This is a genomic window from Amycolatopsis sp. WGS_07, assembly GCF_045278895.1.
Taxonomy (GTDB): domain Bacteria; phylum Actinomycetota; class Actinomycetes; order Mycobacteriales; family Pseudonocardiaceae; genus Amycolatopsis.
Window position 1 is genome coordinate 1,527,817 of sequence record NZ_CP136053.1, and the last position, 23,225, is coordinate 1,551,041.

22 protein-coding genes and 1 riboswitch are annotated in these 23,225 nt (G+C 68.3%); of the genes, 9 read left to right on the forward strand and 13 right to left on the reverse strand.

What is annotated here, in order from left to right; translation table 11 throughout:
* Positions 1 to 163 precede the first annotated feature (163 nt).
* Positions 164 to 589 (reverse strand): pyridoxamine 5'-phosphate oxidase family protein, encoded by a 426-nt coding sequence (locus RPX00_RS06980; protein ID WP_406638571.1) that lies wholly within the window; start codon positions 587 to 589, stop codon positions 164 to 166.
* Positions 590 to 685: 96 nt separating this feature from the next.
* Between RPX00_RS06980 and RPX00_RS06985 the strand changes: the two genes are divergently transcribed.
* Positions 686 to 1,558: a TIGR03621 family F420-dependent LLM class oxidoreductase gene (locus RPX00_RS06985; protein WP_406638573.1), complete on the forward strand. Its 873-nt coding sequence runs from the start codon at positions 686 to 688 to the stop codon at positions 1,556 to 1,558.
* On the opposite strand, the gene RPX00_RS06990 is transcribed toward RPX00_RS06985, so the two are convergent.
* Complete coding sequence (locus RPX00_RS06990) at positions 1,494 to 2,171, reverse strand: TetR/AcrR family transcriptional regulator (RefSeq protein ID WP_406638575.1); 678 nt, start codon at positions 2,169 to 2,171, stop codon at positions 1,494 to 1,496. The two genes, RPX00_RS06985 and RPX00_RS06990, sit on opposite strands and share 65 nt — an antisense overlap.
* 123 nt (positions 2,172 to 2,294) lie before the next feature.
* On the opposite strand from RPX00_RS06990, the gene RPX00_RS06995 reads away from it, so the two are divergent.
* Complete coding sequence (locus tag RPX00_RS06995) at positions 2,295 to 3,140, forward strand: esterase/lipase family protein (RefSeq protein ID WP_406638577.1); 846 nt, start codon at positions 2,295 to 2,297, stop codon at positions 3,138 to 3,140.
* Positions 3,141 to 3,147: 7 nt separating this feature from the next.
* Here the strand turns inward: RPX00_RS06995 and RPX00_RS07000 are convergent, their stop codons facing one another.
* On the reverse strand, positions 3,148 to 3,792 hold the full coding sequence (locus RPX00_RS07000) for an NAD(P)-dependent oxidoreductase (RefSeq protein WP_406638579.1): 645 nt from the start codon (positions 3,790 to 3,792) through the stop codon (positions 3,148 to 3,150).
* 104 nt (positions 3,793 to 3,896) lie between these two features.
* Positions 3,897 to 5,012 carry a hypothetical protein gene (locus RPX00_RS07005; protein ID WP_406638581.1) on the reverse strand — a complete coding sequence of 372 codons (1,116 nt, stop codon included), beginning with the start codon at positions 5,010 to 5,012 and terminating at the stop codon, positions 3,897 to 3,899.
* A gap of 325 nt (positions 5,013 to 5,337) precedes the next feature.
* Here RPX00_RS07005 and RPX00_RS07010 point away from each other — a divergent pair, with 325 nt between their 5' ends.
* The 3 genes from RPX00_RS07010 (at position 5,338) to RPX00_RS07020 (ending at position 7,127) form a co-directional block, all read left to right on the forward strand.
* Positions 5,338 to 5,937 carry a 50S ribosomal protein L25/general stress protein Ctc gene (locus RPX00_RS07010; protein WP_378300195.1) on the forward strand — a complete coding sequence of 200 codons (600 nt, stop codon included), beginning with the start codon at positions 5,338 to 5,340 and terminating at the stop codon, positions 5,935 to 5,937.
* 10 nt (positions 5,938 to 5,947) lie between these two features.
* The gene (pth, locus tag RPX00_RS07015; RefSeq protein WP_406638583.1) at positions 5,948 to 6,541 is read left to right on the forward strand and encodes an aminoacyl-tRNA hydrolase; all 594 of its coding nucleotides are present in this window, start codon (positions 5,948 to 5,950) and stop codon (positions 6,539 to 6,541) included.
* A 217-nt stretch (positions 6,542 to 6,758) separates the two neighbouring features.
* On the forward strand, positions 6,759 to 7,127 hold the full coding sequence (locus RPX00_RS07020; RefSeq protein WP_406638585.1) for a DivIVA domain-containing protein: 369 nt from the start codon (positions 6,759 to 6,761) through the stop codon (positions 7,125 to 7,127).
* Between the two features lie 537 nt (positions 7,128 to 7,664).
* On the opposite strand, the gene RPX00_RS07025 is transcribed toward RPX00_RS07020, so the two are convergent.
* The 3 genes from RPX00_RS07025 to RPX00_RS07035 all read right to left on the reverse strand — a co-directional run bounded on the left by RPX00_RS07025 (position 7,665) and on the right by RPX00_RS07035 (position 12,203).
* The gene (locus tag RPX00_RS07025; protein ID WP_406638588.1) at positions 7,665 to 9,353 is read right to left on the reverse strand and encodes a fatty acyl-AMP ligase; all 1,689 of its coding nucleotides are present in this window, start codon (positions 9,351 to 9,353) and stop codon (positions 7,665 to 7,667) included.
* Positions 9,354 to 9,420: 67 nt separating this feature from the next.
* Complete coding sequence (locus RPX00_RS07030; RefSeq protein ID WP_406638590.1) at positions 9,421 to 11,190, reverse strand: ABC-F family ATP-binding cassette domain-containing protein; 1,770 nt, start codon at positions 11,188 to 11,190, stop codon at positions 9,421 to 9,423.
* Positions 11,191 to 11,234: 44 nt separating this feature from the next.
* A complete protein-coding gene (locus RPX00_RS07035; RefSeq protein ID WP_406638592.1) occupies positions 11,235 to 12,203 on the reverse strand; it encodes a 4-(cytidine 5'-diphospho)-2-C-methyl-D-erythritol kinase in 969 nt (322 codons plus the stop codon).
* A gap of 121 nt (positions 12,204 to 12,324) precedes the next feature.
* Here RPX00_RS07035 and RPX00_RS07040 point away from each other — a divergent pair, with 121 nt between their 5' ends.
* Positions 12,325 to 12,786: a hypothetical protein gene (locus RPX00_RS07040; protein WP_406638594.1), complete on the forward strand. Its 462-nt coding sequence runs from the start codon at positions 12,325 to 12,327 to the stop codon at positions 12,784 to 12,786.
* Positions 12,787 to 12,894: 108 nt separating this feature from the next.
* Here the strand turns inward: RPX00_RS07040 and RPX00_RS07045 are convergent, their stop codons facing one another.
* The 6 genes from RPX00_RS07045 to metG all read right to left on the reverse strand — a co-directional run bounded on the left by RPX00_RS07045 (position 12,895) and on the right by metG (position 20,641).
* Positions 12,895 to 13,908, reverse strand: coding sequence for a methionine ABC transporter ATP-binding protein (locus RPX00_RS07045; RefSeq protein ID WP_406638595.1), 1,014 nt, complete (start codon positions 13,906 to 13,908; stop codon positions 12,895 to 12,897).
* A 216-nt stretch (positions 13,909 to 14,124) separates the two neighbouring features.
* Positions 14,125 to 14,215: riboswitch (SAM riboswitch) on the reverse strand.
* 462 nt (positions 14,216 to 14,677) lie between these two features.
* Positions 14,678 to 14,983 (reverse strand): hypothetical protein, encoded by a 306-nt coding sequence (locus RPX00_RS07050; RefSeq protein WP_406638597.1) that lies wholly within the window; start codon positions 14,981 to 14,983, stop codon positions 14,678 to 14,680.
* Positions 14,932 to 15,864 (reverse strand): 16S rRNA (adenine(1518)-N(6)/adenine(1519)-N(6))-dimethyltransferase RsmA, encoded by a 933-nt coding sequence (gene rsmA, locus RPX00_RS07055; protein ID WP_406638599.1) that lies wholly within the window; start codon positions 15,862 to 15,864, stop codon positions 14,932 to 14,934. Before rsmA ends, RPX00_RS07050 begins: the two co-directional genes overlap by 52 nt.
* A gap of 91 nt (positions 15,865 to 15,955) precedes the next feature.
* Positions 15,956 to 17,416 carry a transglycosylase family protein gene (locus RPX00_RS07060; RefSeq protein ID WP_406638601.1) on the reverse strand — a complete coding sequence of 487 codons (1,461 nt, stop codon included), beginning with the start codon at positions 17,414 to 17,416 and terminating at the stop codon, positions 15,956 to 15,958.
* 348 nt (positions 17,417 to 17,764) lie between these two features.
* Positions 17,765 to 18,589: a TatD family hydrolase gene (locus RPX00_RS07065; protein WP_406638603.1), complete on the reverse strand. Its 825-nt coding sequence runs from the start codon at positions 18,587 to 18,589 to the stop codon at positions 17,765 to 17,767.
* 255 nt (positions 18,590 to 18,844) lie between these two features.
* Positions 18,845 to 20,641, reverse strand: a complete 1,797-nt coding sequence (metG, locus tag RPX00_RS07070; RefSeq protein WP_406638605.1) for a methionine--tRNA ligase — start codon at positions 20,639 to 20,641, stop codon at positions 18,845 to 18,847.
* A 61-nt stretch (positions 20,642 to 20,702) separates the two neighbouring features.
* Here metG and RPX00_RS07075 point away from each other — a divergent pair, with 61 nt between their 5' ends.
* The 3 genes from RPX00_RS07075 (at position 20,703) to RPX00_RS07085 (ending at position 23,134) form a co-directional block, all read left to right on the forward strand.
* Positions 20,703 to 21,287, forward strand: coding sequence for a PadR family transcriptional regulator (locus RPX00_RS07075; RefSeq protein WP_406638607.1), 585 nt, complete (start codon positions 20,703 to 20,705; stop codon positions 21,285 to 21,287).
* Between the two features lie 94 nt (positions 21,288 to 21,381).
* Complete coding sequence (locus tag RPX00_RS07080; protein ID WP_406638609.1) at positions 21,382 to 22,380, forward strand: ATP-binding cassette domain-containing protein; 999 nt, start codon at positions 21,382 to 21,384, stop codon at positions 22,378 to 22,380.
* Positions 22,370 to 23,134: an ABC transporter permease gene (locus RPX00_RS07085; protein WP_406638611.1), complete on the forward strand. Its 765-nt coding sequence runs from the start codon at positions 22,370 to 22,372 to the stop codon at positions 23,132 to 23,134. Before RPX00_RS07080 ends, RPX00_RS07085 begins: the two co-directional genes overlap by 11 nt.
* The last annotated feature ends 91 nt before the right edge of the window (positions 23,135 to 23,225 follow it).

The following is a 23,225-nucleotide window of genomic DNA, read 5'->3' on the forward strand; positions in this document are numbered from 1 at the left end:
TCCAAACACCACCTCCTGCCTAAACACGCTCCACGCACAAGAGCCGCCACACTCGCTCAACACCGTTGCAGCCCAGGCCCTGACCGCCGCGTCAGACCGGCCGCACCCGGCACATCACCCGCGCCGACAGCTCACCCCGTGCTCGTCAACCCAGCACGCGTCCTCACACCGCACCCATATCCCCAGACAGCCACCTCTCCGGCCGCAGATGGATCGCCATGTGCTCGCCCAACTGCGTCCGCTCGAACTCGACATATCCCGCCACCTTGTCGGCGGGCAGGTACCGCGAGGCCATCTCCCACGTCAGCTCGCGACTGCCCGGCCGGGTGCGCACCACCGGCCCTTCCACCGACACGTACCGCACCGTCGGCTCGACCCGTTGCACCATCAGGCTGAACCGGCCCGCCGCCTCGATCGCCTTCGCCTTGCGTGATTCCGGTTGCGTGATCACCCACAACTCGCCGCCCGGCTCGTACTGGTACCAAATCGGCACCGTGAGCGGCGCCCGGTCCGGCCGTTCGACCACCGAGAGCGCTCCGATGTGCGGCTCCGCCAGAAACTGTTCCCGTTCTTCGATCGACAACACCATGCCCTCGAAGCTAACGACGGGGTACGACAAAAACCGGGTTCCGCCGGGGGCGAAAACCGATGCGTCCCCCGTCCGGGACTGGCTAGCGTCTCTGCCATGGGGAACTTCGAATTCGGCGTCAGCCTGCGGCTCACGGCCGACGGTACTGAGTGGACCGAAAAAAGCAGGCGCGCCGAGGAACTCGGCTACGACCACCTGACCGTGCCCGATCATCTCGGGCCGGGGCGGCTGTCGCCGTTTCCCGCGCTCACCGCTGCCGCCGCGGTGACCGAGCGGGTGCGGGTCGGCACGCTGGTGTCCAATGTGCCGTTCTACAACCTGGCCCTCTTCGCTCGCGATGTCGCCACCACCAACAAACTCACCAACGGCCGCTTCGAACTCGGCCTCGGCTCAGGCCACATGAAGCACGAGTTCGACGACGCCGGGCTGCCGTGGCGCAAAGCCGCGGACCGGATCACCTACCTCACCGAAGGTCTCGCTGAGCTGCGCACTCGCGTCGAGGACGAGGGTGGCATGCCGAAGCTGTTGATCGCGGGCAACAGCGACGGCGTGCTGAAGCTCGCGGCGGAACAGGCGGACATCGTCGGCTTCGCTGGTCTTCGCCAGGATCGCGGGCGTCCGCCGGGCACGTTCGTGCTCGACAACGACGTGGCGATGGACGACCGGGTCGCGTATTTCCGTTCCCTGGCAGGGGATCGCGAGATCAACTACAACATGCTGATCCAGCGCGTGGTGGTCACTGACGACCGTCGCAAGGCGGCCGAGGAATGGCACGCTGAGACCGAGGAACGCAGCGCAGCCAACGTCGACGAACTGCTCCGCGCACCGCAGCTTCTCTTCGGCACAGTGGACGAAATGGTGCAGCAGCTGATCGCGCAGCGCGAACGGTACGGCTTCTCCTACTTCACCGTGTTCGAGGCGATGATGGAGACGTTCGCTCCGGTGGTGGCTGAGCTGCGGGGTCGCTAGCCGCTGCCTGCACCTTCGCGACCGCGTCGCCGGCGATCAGCGTGAGCACCCGGCCGAGGAGACCGTCTGGGACGGCTTCGTCGTCGATGTCGGCCTCCACGGCCAATCCGTTGCTCAACGCGAGCAGTACGACGGCGAATTCCTCGGCAGGCAACGGAAGTTCGAGGTCCAGCCCCTCGGCGAGCCGGTTCAAGGCGCGCGCGATGGTGTCGCGGACCTCCCGGCGGCGTCGGCGCAAAGCGTCGCGCCGCCGGTCGTCGTGGTGCGCCATCGCGAAAAACTCGGCCAGCAGCCGGTGCCACACCGCGTCGGTGCGCATTTCGTACATCAGCACCGCGGCGACGTTCGCCAGCCCCGCGCCGCCGTCGTCCGCTTCGGCGAAGCTGGCCAGGCTCGCCTCAAGCCGGTGCGCGGCGTGCTCTTCCATCAGCGCCAGCACCAGCTCGTCTTTCGACGCGAAACTCGAGTAGACCGCGCCTTTCGTCAACCCAGCCGCCGCGGCCACCTCGGTCAGTTTCGTCGCGGCGATGCCCTGTTCCCCGAACACGGCGAAGGCCGCGTCGAGGATGCGCCGCCGGGTCTCCGCCCGCGTCGGCCGCGTCCGGCCGGTCATCGGCTTCTCCCTCATCCAGGGGGTTGACACTGGCTCAGCCCGCTCAATACCTTCAGGTATCCAATACCCACGGGTATCCAGTGTCAAGGACGCTGTCAAGGACGACAGGGAAGGACCGCTCCGATGAGGTTGCGCATCGTCCTGGCCGCCGCGGCATTGCTGACCGCCGCGTTCGCCGCCCCAGCCACCGCCGCCACGACTGGCGGCGTCAACGATCCGGCGTGCCGGCCGAGTTCGGCGCATCCGCGTCCGGTGGTGTTCCTGCACGGGCTCGGCGCGACGTCCTATGAGGACTTGAACTTCCTGCAGGATCACGTGGCAGCCAAGGGATACTGCACGTTCAGCCGGACCTACGGCGCGTATCCGCAGTTCCCGGTCGTCGGCGGCTTGCGCCCGATCGCTGACTCGGCAACGGAAATCAAGCAGTTCGTCGGCGAGGTGCTGGCCGAAACCGGTGCGGCGCAAGTGGATCTGGTCGGCCACTCCGAGGGCGGCTTCCAATCCCTGTACGTCACGAAGACCCAGGGCATCGCGGACCGGATCGGCTCCGTCGTGGCCATCGCGCCGCCCACGCACGGCACCACGTTCGCCGGGCTGACGAAGCTGGCGTACCTGCTGGGAGTGCGCGAGGAGGTCGGCAAGGCGCTTACCGCGTTCGGCTGCCCGGCTTGCGACAACCTGATCACCGACGGCAGCGCGGTGCGGACGCTCACGAACGGTCCCATCGCGCAGCCCGGCGTGCGCTACACCGTGCTCACGTCCCGGTTCGACGAATTGGTGACGCCGACCGAGACTTCTTTCGTGCGTGAACCGGGCGTCACGAACGAGTACGTCCAGGACACCTGCCCGTTCGATCCCGTCGGGCACATCGGCGAGGCCTACGACCTCAACGTCTGGAACCTGGTCACGAACGCGCTCGACCCGGCCCACGCCACGAAATTCGTTTGCACCGCCGGTTCTCCCGGCTGAACCGCGCTCAGTACGCGAGCGTGAACCGGGCGCGCGAGTGCTTCGGCTCCTCGATCTCGTCCAGGAACGCGATCGCCAGGTCCGCGCCGCTGATGTGCGACCGGCCGTTGGCATCGCTGACCAGCACGTCGCCGCCGAGGCGGAACTTGCCGGTGCGCTCGCCGGGGATCCAGGAGCCGAACTCGGCCGCCGGGCTGACGTAGAACCAGTCGACGTCCGCGGGCAGTTCGCGCAGGGCCTCCAGAACGAGGACGTGGCTGCCCGCCTCCGGCTTGTACTCCTCCGGGAAGTCCGGGGTGTCGATCACGCGCGGCCCGTCCTCGCTGACCCGCAGCGAGCCGGCGCCGCCGACGATCGCCAGCCGCGCGCCATTCGCGCGGGCCGCTTCCACCAGCGTCGGCAGAGCGTCCACCAGACGGCGGCCCTGGTCGTCCGCGCGGCCCGGCGTCGCGATCACGAGCACGTCCGCGCCCTTGGCCACCGACGCGACGAACTCCGCGTCATGCATCGACCCCGACCGCGCCTCGACCCCGGAGGGCAGCCCCTCGGCCTTGCGCGCGACCCCGATCACGGAGTGCCCGCGCCGCAGCGCCTCGTCGGTGATCCGGCCGCCGGCGAATCCCGTCGCGCCGAACACCACAAGCTTGCTCATTTTGCCGCTCCTCGAAATGAAAGTCCGTGTCAACGCCGCCGATGGTAAGGATCGATCTTCGGCTACTTCAACGGAAGAAACGCACCCCGAGGTGAGCGTGCAGGTCAGCCGCCGAGCGCGGCGAACGCCGTGGCCAGCTTCGCCTTCACCGCGTTCGCGTCGACCGGCGAGCGCACCTCGGCGACTGCCGTCGGCTTCGCCAGCACCTGGTAGCTCGCGGTGCGGTTGGGCAGGCTGAACTTGACCGAACAGGACATCGTGATAGTCGCGTCCGCGGCCGCGTCACCCTCGGTGGCGCAGCTTTGCGAGCCAAGGGTGTCCGCGCTGATTTCCACCGAAAGCTTGATGTGCACGCTCGGTTTCGAACCCGGCTGATTGCCGACGACGCTGTTGGAAACGTCCACTGTGGTCTTGCAGGAACCGACGTAATCCTGGCAGTCGAGTTTGTCGTTGAGCACCGTGACGCTCGCCTGGGCCAGGCCGTCGAAGGGCTGCCCGATCGCGTCGACCGCGGCGTTGAAATCGTTGTGGAACTGCTTGATCTCCGCGTCAGCGAGCGGCCGGACGCGGAATGCCGCACCCAGCTTCGGACCGCCGCGCGGATCGAGCAGCGCCGGCGCGAACCCGGTGACCCGATGCGGTTCGGCGGTGGTCACCTGCAGCGCGCCGCCGAGGTCGTACACCTCGGTGCCGTCCGGCAGCTTCTGCTTCTGCGGCGCGCCCGTGCCGAGCCCGCCGAGCGACTTGCGCAGTTCGCCGGCGAGCTTCGGCGGGGCCATCCGCGCGGCCGGGTCGAGCGGCAGTTCGCTCGCGTCCGTGTGCACCCATCCGCCGCCGAACTGGGCGCTGTTCTCCTCCAGGCCGTGCGCCTTCCAGTAGTCGGCGTCGGCCGCGAGGTACAGCTGTCCATCCGGTTCGGTGATCCGCACCGACTTGCCTTCCAGCGGCAGCGCGCCGAAGCCGTTGCCGTCGCGCGCGACGCGGTACGTCAGCGTCGCCGGGTTGCCAGCACCGTCCTTCAGCGTCGCGTCGTACTGCAGCGCTGGTGCCTGCTCCAGCGCCTTCAGCGCGGCGTCCACCGCCGTCTGCTGCTGCGCACGCTGCGCGGCCAGCTGCCGGTCAGCGTCGGACAGTCCCGCTGTGCCGGTCACCGCGACCTGACAGCCCGCGAGAAGCCCACCCAGCAGCACCAGTGCTGTCGCAGTCCATCTAGCTCGCATGTCGGCCGCCCCTCTTTCGCGGGAATCATGCCACCCCCAAGAGATTGACGGGCGGCACGGGAATTGTGTCGTCATCCACCCGCGCGGGGGAGAGCAGGGCGACCCGGTGCAGGCTCATGCGGACCGGCTGGTTTACACTTCTTGGGTTGTCTCGGCGAGGCGGGTGCGCCTGTGGGTGCCCGGCGTGATCGACGCGGCGGCTCGAGAAGCCCCGTGGTCAGATCACGCCCGCAATCTCGCCGCCGTGCGCAACCGCCCCCGAGCAGAGATCGACGATCCCCGCCGCCCCCTGCCGCACGTCGTGTGATTGAAGGAGTGCTACACCGTGTCCGAGGTACGTCTTTCCGTCGAACCGCGCACCGAGTTCGGAAAGGGTGCCGCCCGCCGCACCCGTCGCGCCGGCAAAATCCCCGCGGTGCTCTACGGGCACGGCTCGGACCCGCGGCACTTCGCGCTGCCGGCCATCGAGTTCGCCCGCGTCGTCCGTGAGAACGGCACCAACGCCGTCATCACGCTCGACCTGCAGGGTTCCAGCGAGCTGGCGCTGACCAAGACCATCGTGGTCCACCCGCTCAAGAACTACATCGAGCACGTCGACCTGCTGGTCGTCAAGCGCGGCGAGAAGGTCACCGTCGACGTCCCGGTCGTCGTCACCGGCACCGCGGGCCCGGGCACCCTGGTCGCCCAGGACCTCGACACGCTGCAGGTCGAGGTCGAGGCGCTGCACATCCCCGAGCAGTTCGAGGTTTCGGTCGAGGGCATCGAGGCCGGCACCCAGATCACCGCCGGCCAGGTCACCCTGCCCGCCGGTGCCGAGCTGGTCACCGACGCCGAGGCGCTGGTCGTGGCCGTCAACGAGGCCCCGCGCGGCAGCGCCGACGAGGACGCCGAAGCCGAAGCGGCCACCACCGAAGCCGCCGAATAAACTCTCTTCCGTGAGTGAAGACCTGCCCGGGGCCGGCGAGCTGATTCTGCTCGCCGGCCTCGGCAATCCTGGGCCGCAGTACGCCGGAAACCGGCACAATGTCGGCTTCATGGTGCTCGACGAGCTGGCCGGCCGGATCGGCGGGAAGTTCAAGGCCCACCGCAGCGGAGCCGAGGTGCTCGAGGGCAGGCTGTCGGGTTCCCGCGTGGTGCTGGTGAAGCCCCGGTCGTTCATGAACCTGTCCGGCGGCCCAGTAGTCGGCGCGGCCCGGTTCTTCAAGGTCCCGCCCTCCGGCGTCGTGGTGGTGCACGACGAGCTGGACGTCGATTTCGGCGCGCTGAAGCTCAAACTCGGCGGCGGCGACAACGGCCACAACGGCCTCCGCTCCATCACCAAATCCCTCGGCACGCGTGACTACTACCGCGTGCGCTTCGGCATCGGCCGCCCGCCGGGCAGGCAGGACCCGGCCGATTTCGTGCTGAAGGACTTCTCGACGGTCGAGCGCAAGGAACTCCCGTTCGAGATCGACCGCTGCGCCGACGCGACCGAGGCACTCATCTCGCAGGGTCTGGCCGCCGCGCAGAACGCTTTCCACGCAGCCTGAGCCTTTTGCCTGTTTTATCCAGGTCTGCGGCTTCCGTGGCGGTTGTGCCTGTGGGTGAGCCGCGATCGCCGTGCGTGATGGAATTCTCACTCGATGGGCGGCTTCTAAGACCCTAATCGAGTCGTCCGCCCCGGTGCGGGCTTCCCGGCGTGGCCGGGACCAGTTAGGACGGAGTTCAGGAGTTCGCACACCCCGACCCTGAATCGGAGAATCATCCATGTCGTTTACCGCCGAGGATCTCGCTGAGGTCGCTTTCGGTAACGCCCCGATTGGCCGCCGCGGCTACGCCAAGCAAGAGGTCGACGACTTCGTGCGCCGCATCGCCAAGACGATCGCCGATGAGGACGACCTCACCGCGGCCGAGGTCCACCACGTGCTGTTCTCCAAGCCGTTGATCGGCAAGCGCGGGTACGACGAGCGAGAGGTCGACCAGTTCCTCGATGAGGTGGAGACACAACTAGCCGAACGATCCGGACGGCGAGCCCCACTGATCCCCGGAAGCCGGGACCACAGCGAGGCCACCGCAGGCCGCACCTCGTGGCCAGTAGTCGCCGAGGCCCCAGCCGAACGACTGCCCGGCCGGTAGCTCCCCGAAGTCTTGACGCGAAGGCCGCTTTGAGGACCCCCGACTCCCTCAAAGCGGCCTTTCGCCGTTGGTCCGACGCCGCAGTCCGTGAGGGGAACCCTCACGGACTCTGATTCCCCCAGGGTTCCCCTCACGACCCTCTCCGCCGCCGCACCGGTCCCTTCACGGACTCCGAGCCCCTCAGCCCCCCTGCCCGGCCGTGAGGGCCCCCTTCACGGACTTAGATTCCCTCAAGGGACCCTTCACGGACCGCACCGTTGCGCCCCAATGTGGCATTGGGTGCGCGAGATGCACCCAACGCCACATTGGGGCGCTAGCCCCACCCCCCACCAAACCGCCGCCGATGCACCCACCCCATCAAGGCAGCCACACCCCCCACACCCCGATACGAAGCCAAAAACACGGCGCGGAGGTGCTTGTCAAGGCATCTTTCCCGCCTTGACAAGCACCTCCGCGCCGTAGTCACAATCAAGCTTCGGGGTGCCCCACGCAAGCCCACAGCAATGTCGCCGCCAGGCGACGAGCCCCCGCCCGGAATCAAACCCCAGCATTCCGAGCAATCTTCTCCGCATACTGCACCGCAGTAGCCGCCCGCTTCACCTTCCCAGACGGAGTCTTAGGCAAAGACCCAGCCGGAAGCACCACAACCGCGAACGGCCGCATATCCACCGCATCCCGAACCCGCCCAGCGATCTCCTTAGCCAGCCGGTTCTCCTCCACCACATCCCCAGCCAACTTCGACTCCACCACCACCGCGAACCGCTCCCGCCGACTCCCCGCATCCAGCCGGACCGCGACAGCATTCCCAGCCCGCACGCCCTCCACAGCCCCAGCAGCACGCTCAATATCAGTCGGGTACAAATTCCGCCCGCCCATAATGATGACGTCCTTACGCCGGCCGCAAATCACGATCTGCCCATCAACCAGATAACCCAGATCGCCAGTCTTCATCCACCCATCCGGCCCCCGCGTATCCAACGGCCCGTCCACCGTCAAATACCCCGGCGTAACAGCCTCCCCACGAAGCCGAATCTCCCCAACCTGCCGTTCCCCCAAAACCGCACCGGACTCATCGACGATATCCGCTTCCAGCCCATCCAACGGCCGCCCAAGCAACGCGAACGACCGCACCGCGTCCGTCCCCCGCCGCGGATCCCCCTCCGGAACCGGCACCGCACGATTGTCGGCTTCCAGCGCCTCAGCCTCGACAATGTCCAAAGTCAACCCAGTGAACAACGGCGCGAACGAAACCGCCAACGTAGCCTCAGCCATCCCATAAGCGGGAAACACACACTCCGGCGGCATATTGAACCGCCGCCCAGCGTCCACAAAGGTCTGCACGGCAGTCTCGTCGATCGGTTCCGCACCATTCAGCGCGATACGCAGTTTCGACAAGTCATAAGCATTGTCATCCTCGACCCGCGCCATCCGCTTGCCCACAATGGCGTACGCGAAGTTCGGCGCGGCCGTGGTCGTGCCGCCGTATTTGCTGATCAGCTCCGGCCAGATCAACGGCCCGGTGAGAAACTCGACCGGGGTGATCTTGACCAGTTCGACGCCGAATGTCATCGGCACGGTCAGGAAGCCGACCATGCCCATGTCGTGGAAGGTCGGCAGCCACGACACCATCACGTCGGTGTCGAACTCGAACTCCGCGCGGTCGACCATCGCCTTGACGTTGGTGTACAGGTTGCCGTAGGTGATCCGGACGGCCTTCGGCTCCGCGGTGGATCCGCTGGTGAGCTGCAGCAGCGCGGTGTCGTCCTCGGCGGTCGGCACGATCTCGGCCAGCGGTTCGGCTTTGGCGAGGTCGGAGATCAGCCGGTAGCCGATGCCCTTGCCCTCGAGCACCGGCGCGAGCTGGTCGAACGGTTCGCCGAGCACGACCAGTTCGGCCCCGATCATCTCGAGCACCTTGACCGTGTCCTCGGCCCATTCGGCGAGGTCGGTGCGCGGCGTCGGCTGGTGCAGCATCGTCACGCTGCCGCCGGCGAGCCACACCGCCTGCACGGTCGGCGCGATGAGCACCGGCGCGGCGGCCAGCACCGCCACCGCGCTCCCCGGCGCCAATCCGCCGCTGACCAGCCCGCCCGCGATCCGGCGCGCCTCGTCGTGCACCTGCGCCCAGGTCCGGCGCACCGGCTCCTTGGGCTCGCCGGTCACCATGCCGCGCCGCTGTCCCCGGTCCGCCGCAGTTCCGACCAGTGTGTCCACAAACCGACTCATGTGCGTCAGATTACTGTCCGGTTTTCCCGGCACCGCCCGCGGCGGCGTGAACAGCGGATGTACGGGGTCACTCGGCGAGTTCGGAGGTCTCCAGCCACCGGGCCTCGACGTCGTCCTTCTCCGCCAGGACGGCCTTCAGCTCGGTGTTCAGCTCGATCAGCTTTTCCGGGTCGGTAGCCGCCTCCGCCAGCGACGCGTGCAGCTTCTCCTCGCGCTTCGCGAGCTGGTCCAGCTTCCGCTCCAGCCGACCCAATTCCTTTTGCGCCGCACGGGTTTCCGCCGCACTGCGCTTGGCCTCGGTCTTCTCCGCCGCCGGTGCTTCCCGGCGCGGCGCGGCCTCCTTCGCGCGAGCGCGCCGCTGCAGGTACTCCTCGATGCCGCCCGGCAGGTGGGTGACCTTGCCGTCGCCGAGGAGCGCGTACGTGGCGTCGCAGACGCGCTCGACCAGGTACCGGTCGTGCGAGACCACCACCATCGTGCCCGGCCAGCCGTCGAGCAGGTCTTCGAGCTGCTGCAGGGTGTCGATGTCCAGGTCGTTCGTCGGCTCGTCCAGCAGCAGCACGTTCGGCTCGGCCATCAGCAACCGGCACAGCTGCAGCCGGCGGCGTTCGCCACCGGAGAGGTCGCCGACCGGCGTCCACTGCCGCGCGGCCGGGAAGCCGAGCTTCTCGCCCAGCTGCGACGCCGTCATCTCCTGCTTGCCGAACACGACGCGGCCCGCGACCTGCTCGATCGCCTGCAGCACCCGCAGGTCCGCGGGCAGATCGTCGAGTTCCTGGCGCAGGTGCGCGAGCGCGACCGTCTTGCCCTGCACGCGACGTCCGGTCGGCGATTCGACGTCGCCGCCCAGCAGTTTCAGCAGCGTGGTCTTGCCGGAGCCGTTCACGCCGACGAGACCGATCCGGTCGCCGGGGCCGATCCGCCACGTCACGTGGTCGAGCAGCGTCCGGTCGCCGACCTTCAGCGACGCGTCTTCCAGCTCCAACACCGTCTTGCCGAGCCGGCGCTTCGCGAACGCCATCAGCTCCACCGAATCGCGCGGCGGCGGCACGTCGGCGATCAGCGCCTCGGCCGCTTCGACGCGGTAGCGCGGCTTCGACGAACGCGCCTGCGGACCTCGGCGCAGCCACGCCAGCTCCTTGCGCGCCAGGTTCTGCCGCTTCTCCTCCGCGGTCGCGGCGAGGCGGGCACGCTCGGCGCGGGCGAAAATCCAGTCGGCGTAACCGCCTTCGTACTGCTCGACCCGACCGTTCGCGACCTCCCAGGTGAGGCTCGCGACGGTGTCGAGGAACCACCGGTCGTGCGTGACGACCACGACCGCGATCCGGCGGCCCAGCAGATGATCGGCGAGCCAGCGCACGCCTTCGACGTCAAGGTGGTTAGTGGGCTCGTCGAGCACCACCAGGTCCAGCTCGCCGGTGAGCGCGGCGGCCAGCGCGACGCGGCGGCGTTCGCCACCGGACAGGTTCGCGGTCGGAGTGTCGAGGCCGATCGCGGTGATCCCCAGTCCGTCCACAATAGACCGGACGCGCGCGTCGGCGGCCCATTCGTGCTCGGCTCCGTAGCGCTGCAGCACCACATCGCCGACCGTGCTCCCGTCCGGCAGCTCGGTGCGCTGGGTGACGACGGCCATCCGCAGATCGCGGACCTGGCTCACCCGGCCGGAATCCGGTTCGCTCAGTCCGGAAAGGACTTCGAGCAGCGTCGTCTTGCCGCCGCCGTTGAGCCCGACGACGCCGATCCGCTGCCCCTCGGCGACACCGAGGGAAACGTTGTCCAGCAACGGCTTCACGCCGTAGGACTTGCTCACCGACTCCAGGTTGACCAGGTTGGCCATCCGGATCCTTTCCACTGTGGACTATTGATTCAAGCGTTGGTTTTTCAGGCGTGCACGCGCGGCGGCACGTTGCGCGGCGCGTCGTCGCCGCCGACCACGCGGGCGCCGGGCACCGGGCCGTGCGCGACCCGCACCGTGCGGCACACTCCCGCGCCGGACAGTTCGGCGGCCACCTCGACCGCCGTTTCCGCGTCGGAGCACAGGAACGCACACGTCGGCCCGGAGCCGGACACGCAGCCGGCCAGCGCGCCCGCGTTCACCCCGGCACGCAGCGTGCGGCGCAGGCCGGGCCGCAGCGACACCGCGGCCGCCTGCAAATCATTGCCGAGCAACAGGGCTAGCTGGCGAGGATCACCCGACGCGAGCGCCTCCACGACCGGCGTGTGCGACCCGATCCGCGGCGGTTTGCCGTCCGCGCGCAGCCGGTCGAGTTCGCCGAAGACCTTGGGGGTGGACAGGCCTTCCTCGTCGAAGGCCAGCACCCAATGGAACGTGTGCCGCGCGAGCACCGGCACGAGCTGCTCGCCTCGGCCGGTGCCGAGCGCCGTGCCGCCGTACAGCGCGAACGGCACGTCGCTGCCCAGCCGTCCGGCGATGGTGGCCAGCTCGTCGCGGGTGACGTCGAGCTTCCAGAGCGACGAGAGCCCGACCAGCGCCGCCGCCGCGTCCGCGCTCCCGCCCGCCATGCCGCCGGCGACCGGAATGCCCTTGCGCAGCACGATGCGCACCTTCGGCGCGTCCGCGTCCGGCCGTCCGGCGTAGGCGGCCAGCTCGCGCGCCGCGCGCCACGCCAGGTTGGCCCCGTCGGTGGGCACCGTGCGCTCGCCCTCGCCGTACACCTCGAGCCCCGGCTCGTCGGTGGCCGCGACGGTCACCTCGTCGGTGAGCGAAAGCGCCTGGAAGACGGTGACCAGCTCGTGAAAACCGTCCGCCCGCAGGTCGCCGACGGCCAGGTGCAGGTTGACCTTGGCCGGGACCCGGACGGTGACTGGTGGTGGAACGACGGCTAGCACCCGTCCAGCCTACGTGGCTGCCGCAGGTCAGGTGCCGCCAGGAGAAAACGTTGGCACAGAAGTTCCCCCAGTCGTCGTTCCGGATTGGCCCGGCGGGCCAGTTTGAAACTACCTTGGAAGTATGCGCGCGCCGGAGGTCAACCTGTCCGAGCTGTCCCTGCACCCGCGCCGGGTGGTGGAGCAGCTCGAACAGTCGCCGAGCCGTTCGGTCCGGATTCGCCGACGGGAGAAGGACAAACCAGATCTGCTGCTGGTCACCGCCGAACGCGCGGAGCAGGCGGCGGCCGCGGTTTCGGCGGCCGTCGCGATCCTCGTGGAGCTGATGCGCCGCGACGTGGAGACCACCGAGGTGCTGCCCGCCGCGTTCCCGTGGGCGCGCTACCTGTCGGCGGCGGAGACGCGGGCGTTCGCCGGCGAACTGGCCGAAACCCTGGAGCGAGCCGAATCCCTCGGCAATCCGGTTCCGGTCGCTGCCCTCGTGGCGAAGTGGAAGCAGACCGCGGAGGCGCACGCGGATCCGGAAGTGGCCGAGATCCTCCGCCGGAAGCACCACAATAGACAGACGTCAGGACAGTCGTCCTAAAAGTTTGCCCACGTGTCCCGATTCCTGGGGCGACGTGTCCCACAGACGCGGCGAGGGCCGCCCCAACCGAATGGGACGGCCCTCGAAAACCGCTCAGTGAAAGGGAAATCAGGCAGCGACGACGCTCTGCGGACCGCGAGCCGGCTGGCTCACGTGCGCGCCCCGGTCGGCGATCCAGGACAGCGCGGCGTCGGCCCGCTCGCCGCGGACGCCGAGGCGGAACCGGGCGATCGGAGTGTCCCCGATGCGGGTGAGCCCGCCGCCGATGGTGGCCAGCTCCACGTCGAAGCGGCTGGCCGCCTCGGGCAGCAAGGCACCGACCGACGCGAAGCCGATCAGCACGACATCGACCGCGCGGTCGTACTTCGCGGACTGCGCGCGCGACGTCTCGATCGACGGCAGCACCGCCTGCGCGGTCCAGCTGTCCGGCGTCGAGATCAGGTCCAGCACCGTGCCGCGCTCGACGATCGCGCCGTTGTCGAGCACCGCGACGTCGTCGCAGACCCGGCGGACGACGTCCGCGTCCGGCGTGGTGACCACGATCGTCACGCCCAGCTCGGCCCGCGCCCGGTCGAGCACGGCGAGCACCGCGCCGGAGTCCTCCGGAGCGATCCCGGCGGTCGGGTCGTCGGCGAGCAGCACGGCCGGTCCGGCGGCGAGCGCCTTGGCCACCGCGACCCGGCGGAGCTGGCCTTCGGTGAGTTCTTCGGGCTTCTGCGTGGCACGGGCGGTGAGGCCGACCAGGTCGAGCAGCGAGCCGACCCGGCTGCGCCGCTGCGGGCCGTCGACGCCGAGCTGCTCCAGCGGGCTGGCGATGTTGCCCGCGATGGTGCGCTCGGCGATCAGCTCCGGCTTGGTCCCGACGACGCCGAGCTGACGGCGGATCTCGCGCAGCCGCTTGCCGTCGAGCGTCGCGGTGTTGAGGCCGTCGAGCCGCACGACGCCGCGGTCCGGGCGTTCCTGCAGCGCGATGCAGCGGGCAAGGGTCGACTTGCCGGAACCGGACGGGCCCACGACCCCGAACAGCGAGCCGGCTTGCACATCGACACTCACGTCGCGCAGGGCGGCGACGCGATTTCCGTGGAAGGGAAAGGACTTGGACACGTTTTCGACAGTGATCACGAAAGGGCTCCAGGCAAAACGAGGCGCAGCGCCGTTTCCGGGCGCGCCAGGCGTCATCGAATTACCGTCCACAATGGACGGCGCAAGAAACTGCGGAAAAGACGATCAGGCGATGACCATGGAGCGTTGACACGCACATACCGTGCGGCGACCTTCGTCGACTACGCGCCGGCGGGTCAGCAGGAGCGGGCGGGTGACCCTCTTCATCGAAAACAGCCTCCATCGGTCCTGGCGGTAGCACCTGCCCTGCGGAGGGTGGTTGCTGCGACTTCGGCGAGCCAGGTCTCTCAGTCGCTCGGGATGGACGCTTTCGAGTAAAGCCGATCCCATTGGCTGAACGCAAGCTCGTTGGTGCAGATCACACGTCTGGTGGTGCCCGCATACCGGAACACCGCGTCCAGGACCCGGAAACCCGGAACCTCGGCCACCGAACAGTGCTCCGACCTGCGCTCCTAGCCTGACCGGCACCGGTAGCGAACGGGTTCGTTCCACTGTGGACGATCAAGAGATCTTATGGAACAACAGATTTCTCGTTGTCAAGGGTGAGCTGCCCGCATGCCATGGCTCCCGCGCGGACGCGTCGGAAACCGAGTCGAGATAGCTCACCGGAGCGAAGCATCTCGCACCGGCACGGCTGAACAATCCGGGCCGTGGAGCAAACGGACTCCCCCGAATGCCAACGCCCTGACGAGCCGCCGGTCACAGCGATACAGCCGTATCGGTGACAACCGAGAGTAGCCAGATGGACACTCAGAAGGAGTGAGGCGAGCTACCACCGGTACCGTTTCTTCGACGCGAAGTAGGCCACCGGGATCCCGACCAGCACACCCGCGAAGGAGAACCCCGCGACGAACGGGCTGCGGTCGTAGGAGGCCTGTTGTGCCCGCGCCATGGACTCGTATGTGCCGCCACCGCAGGAGTACGACGGATCGCGCGGCATCACCCGGTCGCCGCACATCACCGCGTCCGGCTCCTTGAACCGCATCGCCACCCCGGCCGCGGTGCCGAGCAATCCGCCGACGATCAACACCGCGCCGACGAGCTGGAGCAGGGCCAGCAGGAGGTTCCGGAGCATGCGGCGGAAGCTAGCCCGGCCCGGCGGGAGGGGCCTCGATCAGCGCCAGCGGCCGCGATCCGGGCGAAGGCGTGCACGTCGAGCTGCTCGCCGCGCGTCTTCGGGTCGATTCCGGCCTCGGCGAGCAGCTCGCCCGCCCGCTCGGCGGAACCGGCCCATCCGGCCAGTGCCGCCCGCAAAGTCTTGCGCCGCTGGGAAAACGCCGCGTCGACCACCGCGAACAGCCGCGCGCGGTCCACCCCGGACACCGGGTCGGTGCGGGTGAACGACACCAGCGCGGAATCGACGTTCGGCACCGGCCAGAACACCGCGCGCGGCACGGCGGCCACCTTGCGGGCCGGGCCGTACCAGGCCAGCTTCACGCTCGGCACGCCGTAGGTGCGGCTGCCCGGCCCGGCCGCCATCCGGTCCGCGACCTCGGTCTGGACCATCACGAGCCCGCTGCGCAGCGACGGCAGCTCGGCCAGCAGATGCAGCACCACCGGCACCGCGACGTTGTACGGCAGGTTCGCCACGATCGACACCGGCGCAGCGGGCAGATCCGCGGCGCGGACCCGCAGCGCGTCGGCACCGACGACGGTCAGCCGGTCCGCCGCCTCCGGCGCGCGCTCGGCGACCGTGCGCGGCAGCCGTGCGGCGAGCACCGGGTCGATCTCCACGGCGATGACCTCGGCACCCGCGGCAAGCAGACCGAGCGTCAGCGACCCGAGGCCGGGCCCGACCTCCAGCACGACGTCCCCCGGCACCACCCCGCCGAGTTCGACGATGCGGCGGACCGTGTTGGGGTCGTGCACGAAGTTCTGCCCGAGCTTCTTCGTGGGCCGGACGTCGAGTTCGTCGGCCAGCCCGCGGATTTCGGCAGGCCCCAGCAGTTCCACCACCGGACGAGCCTACCCAGCGGCGACGCGGCATACGAAAACAGGCGGCCGGGAGCGCGAGGCTCCCGGCCGCCTGCCGGAAATCGGAGGGTGCTCAGGCCTTGTAGCCGCAGCCCCAGGCGCTGTAGCCGCCGCGGTCCTCGCGCACCTTCTCGGCGATCGCGATCTGCTGCTCGCGGGTGGCCTTGTCGGCCGTCGGGGCGTACTGCTGGCCGCCGTAGGCGTTCCAGGTCTGACGGTCGAACTGGAGGCCGCCGTAGTACCCGTTGCCGGTGTTGATGGACCAGTTGCCACCCGACTCGCACTGCGCGATGCGGTCCCACGCGCCGGTGTCGCCGATGGCCGGCGTCGGCGGCTTCTTGGTGCCGACCTTGATGATCTTGGCCTTGGCCTCGACGAGGGTCTTCTCCGAGACCTGCTCGCGCGAGACCTCTTCGCCGTTCTTCTTGGTGACCTTGTAGGTCACGAGCTTCTTGCCCGGCGTGCCCGGGTCCTGGACGTTCTGCTGGCCCTGCAGCAGCGTCGGGTCGTCGACCTTCTGCACCTCGGGGTCGATGGCCTCTTCCTGGTTGACCATCGACACGCCCATGCGGCTGACGTGGACCTCGGCGCCGTTCTTCAGGCTGATGTCGAGGCCGCCCTCGATCGCGTCGTCCGGGCCGAGGTTCAGCTTCAGGTCGGAGACGAGTTCCTTGGTGGTCACCGCGGTGGTGTCCACCTTGCGGGGCGCGTTGGTGCCGTCGAAAAGCGTGATGTGCTTGAGGGTCTTGACCTGGACGGTGGAGCCCTCGAGCGGCAGTTCGCCGGACGACGGCATCGACGTCCACGCGCCCTGGGACATCATGCTGCCCATGCCGAGCTGGTTCATGGCCTCGCCGAGCGTGGTCGCCCGAACCCAGGAGGGCCGCGACACGCCGTCCACGACGAGGTTGAGCTGACGCCCGCGCTCGAGCTTGATGACCCCGCCGTCGCCGACCGCGGCCTGCGGGGAGGGCGAGAGCGCGTCGTGCGCGCCGACCGACAGGCCAGCGTCCTCGAGGACCTCGCCGACGGTGTCGCCGTAGCTGTGCACGGTCTGCTGGTGGCCGTCGACGTCGACGGTCACGCTCTTGTTCATCGCGAGCGCCGCCGCGCCGCCGCCGCCGATGGTGACCAGCAGCGAGAGGACGGCACCCTTGAGGAAGCGGCGCTTCCAGGTCTTGGTCGCCTCGCGCAGCCCCTCCTCGACCTCGACCTTCTTGGCCTGGGGGGAGGCGGTGCGGTCCTGCTCGACCTCGTCCGGGAGGACGAGCGGCGGAAGCATCGTGGTCTCGGCGTTGATGAGCCGGATCAGCTCATCCACGTCGACGTCGATTTCCGACATGAGCGCGTCGGCGTCCGGGCCGAGTGCGGCGAGCACGTCCTGCTCGGTCACGCGAAGCTCGTCGGAGAAGTCAAGCTGCCCGTAGGCGGTGTCCTCAAGCTCGCGGTCGAGCACGGCCACCGAACCAGCGGAGGAGGAGAAATACGCCGAACCCGCGTCAAGACGCGTGTCATCCTGCCGACTACCAGTCACCGGGTCGTTCCCTTTCCCAAGACACCGCGCGTTCTCGCGCGTCGTCCTTCGTTCGCGACGCACCCTCGGGCGCGCCTCTCAAGTCCGACACCCCCAGCCAGCGCCATCGTCACGGTCCCGAGTCGTACCAACCCCGGTTCCGCTTCCCCGACGTGCACTGACGTGACTGGTGGGCGTATCAGCCGGTTCCGCGTCGCGGTACCGACCGGCACGATCACGGGACAGTAACGGGTGTCGGCAGGTTGCGCAAACACCCCCCGGAGTGTCGTGACTTGCATCACTCGTCAGATGGACGAATGCGCGTCCTCGAATGTCGCAATCCGTGCAACCCGTTGTGACAGTACGGAATCAGGCAGGCAGCCGGTATGCGCGTTCGGCAGTGGTCCGGACCGCATCGGCCACCTCGTGGACCGCTTCGCCGCGCAGCTGAGCGAGGTAGCGAACGGTGTAGGCGGTGCAATACGGCTCGTTCGGCCGCCCACGGTAGGGATGAGGGGTCAGAAACGGCGCGTCTGTCTCAGCGAGGAACTGCCCACGCGGCACGATGCGCGCGGCCTCGTGCAGCCCGCGCGCGTTCTTAAAGGTGACCGTGCCGGCGAAGGACAGGATGTAACCCTTGTCGATACAACGGCGCGCGATGTGCTCGTCGCCGGAGAAGCAGTGGAAGACGACCGTCTCGGGCGCGCCTTCTTCGTCGAGGATGCGAAGCACGTCCTCGTGCGCGTCGCGGTCGTGAATCATCAGAGCCTTGCCAAGCCGCTTCGCAAGATCAATGTGCCAGCGAAACGCCACCTGCTGCGCATCGTGCGGCGAGTAGTCCCAGTAGTAATCGAGCCCAGTCTCACCCACCGCGACCACGCGCTCGCCACGCGCCAGACGCTCCACTTCGGACTGTTCGGCGGGCCCGAACTCCTTGGTACGCGTGGGATGAATAGCCACCGCCGCAAAAACCCGCGAGTCCCAGGTGGACGCTTCGGAAGCCCACCGAGCCGCAGCAAGATCATCAGCAACGGTCACGACCCGAGCAACCCCAGCCCGCTCCGCCCGATCAACCATCTCCACGACATCAGCAGCAGTCTTCGCGCCACAGGCATCCAAATGAGTGTGCGCATCCACCACCGTCACCGGCAACCGATCAGGAACCGGCGGAAGCTCACGCTTTTCGTCACCCATAGACCCCAAACTACTGGCCGCCAAACCAGCGAGGCACCCACACCACCCCCGCACCCCGCGCACCCAACCCAGCCAGGCACCCACACCACCCCCGCACCCCGATACGAAGCCCAAATGCGGTCGAGGGGTGCTTGTCAAGGCATCTTTCCCGCCTTGACAAGCACCCCTCGACCGTCATCACAATTGGCTTCGGGGTGCCCCACGCAACCCCCGAGGCGCAATGTCGCCGCCAGGCGACGAGCCCTCAGCCCAGCCTCACTCAGTCACAATCGGAGCCCACTCCGGCCCAGTCTCCCCCAACTTGGGATCCAGCTTCGTAAACAACGGCGTAGGCTTCGCCAACGGCCGCCCGACCTCAACCGGCCGAGACTCCCACCGAGCCTGCTCCCCCGCGTAATCCCCGGTCAGAATCGGATTAACCCGGTCCGGAAGATCAAGATCCGGCACCTCCTGCAGCTCAGGCTGAGCAGCCCAAACCCCAGTCCCGCCCAACGCCTCATGCACCTTCTGCGCAGAATGCGGCAGGAACGGCGTCAACAGCGTGTTCGCGTCACTAACCACCTGCAACGCGGTATGCAACACCGCGTCCCGCCGATCCGGATCGTCCTTGAGCTTCCAAGGCTCCTGATCCGACAGATACCGGTTAGCCGCCGTAACCACCCGCATCGCCTCAGCCGCGGCCAGCTTGAACCGCGACCGCGCCAAGTGCCCGCCAGCGGTGTCGAACGCCTGCCGAGACAACGCCTTCAACTCCTCATCCGCCGGAGCAGGCGAAGTCGGAGCCGGAATCGCCCCGTTGTTCTTGTGCGCCATCGAAATCGACCGGTTGACGAGGTTGCCCCACTCGTTCGCCAGCTCGAAGTTGGTCCGCCGGACGAACTCGTCCCACGTGAAGTCCGTGTCCTGCGTCTCCGGACCGGCCACCGAGATGAAGTACCGCAGCGCGTCCGGCCCGAACTCGCGCAGGAAATCGTGCACGTAGATGACCGTGCCGCGCGACGTCGAGAACTTCGATCCGCTCATGGTGAGGAACTCGCTGGACACGATCTCGTCCGGCAGGTGCAGTTTGCCGTACTTGCCCGGCTCGCCGCCGCGGTCGCCGTCGCCGTTCTGGCCGAGCAGCAACGCGGGCCAGATCTGGGCGTGGAAGGTGATGTTGTCCTTGCCCATGAAGTAGTACGAGCGCGCGTCGGGGTTGTTCCACCACTCCTGCCACGCGTCCGGCGTGCCGTTGCGGCGCGCCCATTCGACGCTCGCGGAGAAGTAGCCGATGACCGCGTCGAACCAGACGTAGAACCGCTTGAGCGGCTGGTCGCGCCAGCCGTCCAGCGGGATCTTCACGCCCCAGTCGAGGTCGCGGGTGATCGGGCGGGGCCGCATGTCGTCGATCAGGTTTCGGGTGAAGTTGAGGACGTTGGGGCGCCAGTCGGTCTTGGTGCCCAGCCAGTCGCCGAGGGTTTTGGTGAACGCGGGCAGGTCGAGGAAGTAGTGCTCGGTCTCGACGAACTTCGGCGTCTCGCCGTTGATCCGCGACTTCGGGTTGATCAGTTCGGCGGCGTCGAGCTGGTTGCCGCAGTTGTCGCACTGGTCGCCGCGCGCGCCGTCGTAGCCGCAGATCGGGCAGGTGCCCTCGATGTAGCGGTCGGGCAGCGTGCGGCCGGTGGACGGGCTGATCGCGCCGCGGGTGGTCTTCGGGACGACGTAGCCGTTGCGGTTGAGCGCGAGGAAGATCTCCTGCGTGACCGCGGCGTGGTTGCCGGTGGTGGTGCGGGTGAACAGGTCGTAGGAGAGCCCGAGGCCCTGGAGGTCCTCGTCGATCTGGCGGGTGTACTTGTCCGCGGTCTGCTGCGGGGTCATCCCCTCTTTGTCCGCCTGGACGGTGATCGGCGTGCCGTGTTCGTCGGTCCCGGACACCATGAGCACCCGGTTGCCGGCCATTCGCTGGTAGCGGGAGAAGACGTCGGACGGGACGCCGAATCCGGACACGTGGCCGATGTGGCGGGGGCCGTTGGCGTAAGGCCAGGCCACCGCAGTCAACACAGGGGTGCTCATACCTGTTTAGCCTACGGATGCGCTCGAATGCGTTTCGTGGTGGTCGGGGAAGGGAGAGCCGGTGTCGGCGACGCGTCTGCTGGTGCTCGGGGTCGTGCGGATGTTCGGCCGCGCGCACGGCTACCAGGTGCGCCGCGAACTGCTGTCGTGGTCAGCGGACAAATGGGCGAACGTCCAGCCCGGTTCGATCTATCACGCGCTCAAGAAGATGACCGCCGAGGACCTGCTGGAGAAGATCGACGTCGAACCGGGCGACGGCGGTCCGGACCGGGTCGCCTACCGGCTTTCCCCGGCTGGCGAGCATGAATTCCAGGTGCTCATCTCGAAGGGATTGTCCGATCCGACCGCGAGCAACGCCGAGTTGTGCGCGGCGGTGAGCCTGATGCCCGCGCTCCCCCGGAAGTACGCGATCAGCCTGCTCAAGCAGAACCTGGTGCACTTCGAGGCGGAAGAGCGCCGGTCGCGGTTGAGCCTCGAGGACGAAACCTGGGGGAAACCGCCGCACGTGTCCGAACTGTTCCGGCTGTGGGGCGGGATCGCCAGCGCCAGCCGGGAATGGCTCACCGGGCTGATCAGCAGGCTCGAGGCGGGCGAGTACGTGATGGCCGACGATCCGGGTTCGGCGTTCGGCGAGTCGCCCAAGTAATCAAGTTTGACTAATCCTCCTTCCTCGGGCACAGTGTGCGCGTCAACTAGTCAAGATTGACTAGTTGATCTTTCTGGGAGGAGAGGGGTTATCCATGATCACGGCACGCGGACTCGAGCGGCGGTTCCGCCGCAAGGGCCGAGCCGGTGGGGAAGTACACGCGGTGAAGGGGGTCGACCTCGACGTCGAGGCTGGCGAGCTGGTCGGGTTTCTCGGCCCGAACGGGGCGGGGAAGACCACCACCCTGCGGATGCTCACCACCCTGCTGAAGCCGACCGCGGGCACGGCGACCGTCGGCGGGCACGACCTGCTCACCGACGCGGCGGGGGTGCGCCGCAACATCGGGTATGTCGCGCAGGGCGGCGGGACCGCGCCCGAATCGCGCGTGGACGAGGAGCTGGAACTGCAGGGCAGGCTGTACCGGATGAGCCGGGCCGACGCGATCGCGCGCGGCAAGGTGCTCGCCGAGCAGCTCGACCTGGCCGGACTCGGCCAGCGGGCCACGAAGACGCTGTCCGGGGGTCAGCGGCGCAGGCTCGACATCGCGCTGGGGCTGATCCATTCGCCGGGGCTGGTCTTCCTCGACGAACCGTCCACCGGGCTCGACCCGCAGAGCCGGGCGAACCTGTGGGAGCACATCCGGCGGTTGCGCGCCGAACAGGGCGTCACGATCTTCCTGACCACGCACTACCTCGACGAGGCGGACGCGCTGGCCGACCGGCTGATCGTGATCGACGACGGCCGGATCGTCGCCGAGGGACCTCCGGACGAGCTGAAAGCCCGGGTTTCCGGTGACGGTGTGGCGATCGAGGTGGATCCCGAGTCCGCCGCGGCCGCCGCGGACCTGGCCCGGCAGCTGCCCGGCGCGCACGAGTTCGCGGTGTCCGACGGGTCGATCCGGTTCCGGGTGCCGCGCGGCGACAGCGCGATGCCGGAGCTGTTGCGCGCGCTCGACGCCAAGGACATCGCGACCAGCTCGATGCAGGTCACCCGGCCGACTTTGGACGACGTATTCCTTACTCTCACCGGCCGGTCGCTGCGCGAAGCCGAGCAGCCCGCGCCGGCGGAACCGGAGGTGTCCGGTGTTGCATGACACCTGGCTGATCTTCCGCCGCGACATGGCGGGAGCATTGCGGAATCCGGCGTGGCTGCTGATCGGCCTCGCCCAGCCGCTGCTGTACCTGTTCTTCTTCGGCCCACTGCTGGTGAAGTCGCTGAACGCGCAGGGAATGTCCGACGTCGACGGCTGGATGGTGCTCACGCCCGCGCTGATCGCGCAGCTGGCGCTGTTCGGCAGTTCGTTCGTCGGCTTCGGGCTGCTGGCCGAATTCCGGTCCGGCGTGGTCGAACGGCTGCGCGTCACCCCGGTGCACCGGGCCGCGCTGCTGCTCGGGAAGGTGCTGGCGAACGCGCTGCAGGCGACCGTGCAGTCGGTGCTGATCATCCTGCTCGCCTACCTGGTGTTCGACCTGAACGCGCCGTTCGGCGGGGTGCTGCTGAGCCTCGCGATCGTGTTTCTGCTCTCGCTGACGCTGGCGTCGTGTTCCTACGCGCTGGCGCTCACGCTCAAGAGCGAGGAGGCGTTCCCGGCGCTGCTCAACGCGGTGCTCATGCCGTTGCTGCTGCTGTCCGGGATCCTCATCCCGATCACCGCCGGGCTGGCTCCGAAGTGGCTGTACACGATCTCGCAGATCAACCCGTTCCGGCACGTGGTCGACGTGGAGCGCAACAGCTTCCGCGGCGACTTCTCGCTGGACGCGCTGTTCACCGGAAGTGTGGTCGTGCTGGTCATGGCCGTACTGGCGGTGTGGTGGGGCACGCGCACCTTCCAACGGGAAAACGCCTGATCAAAGCCTATCGACACGCCGGGAAAGGTCACCCCGCTCCGGAATTCCGGACGTAGGGTGGCCTTTCACCCGTCGTGGGGCTTGTCAGGGG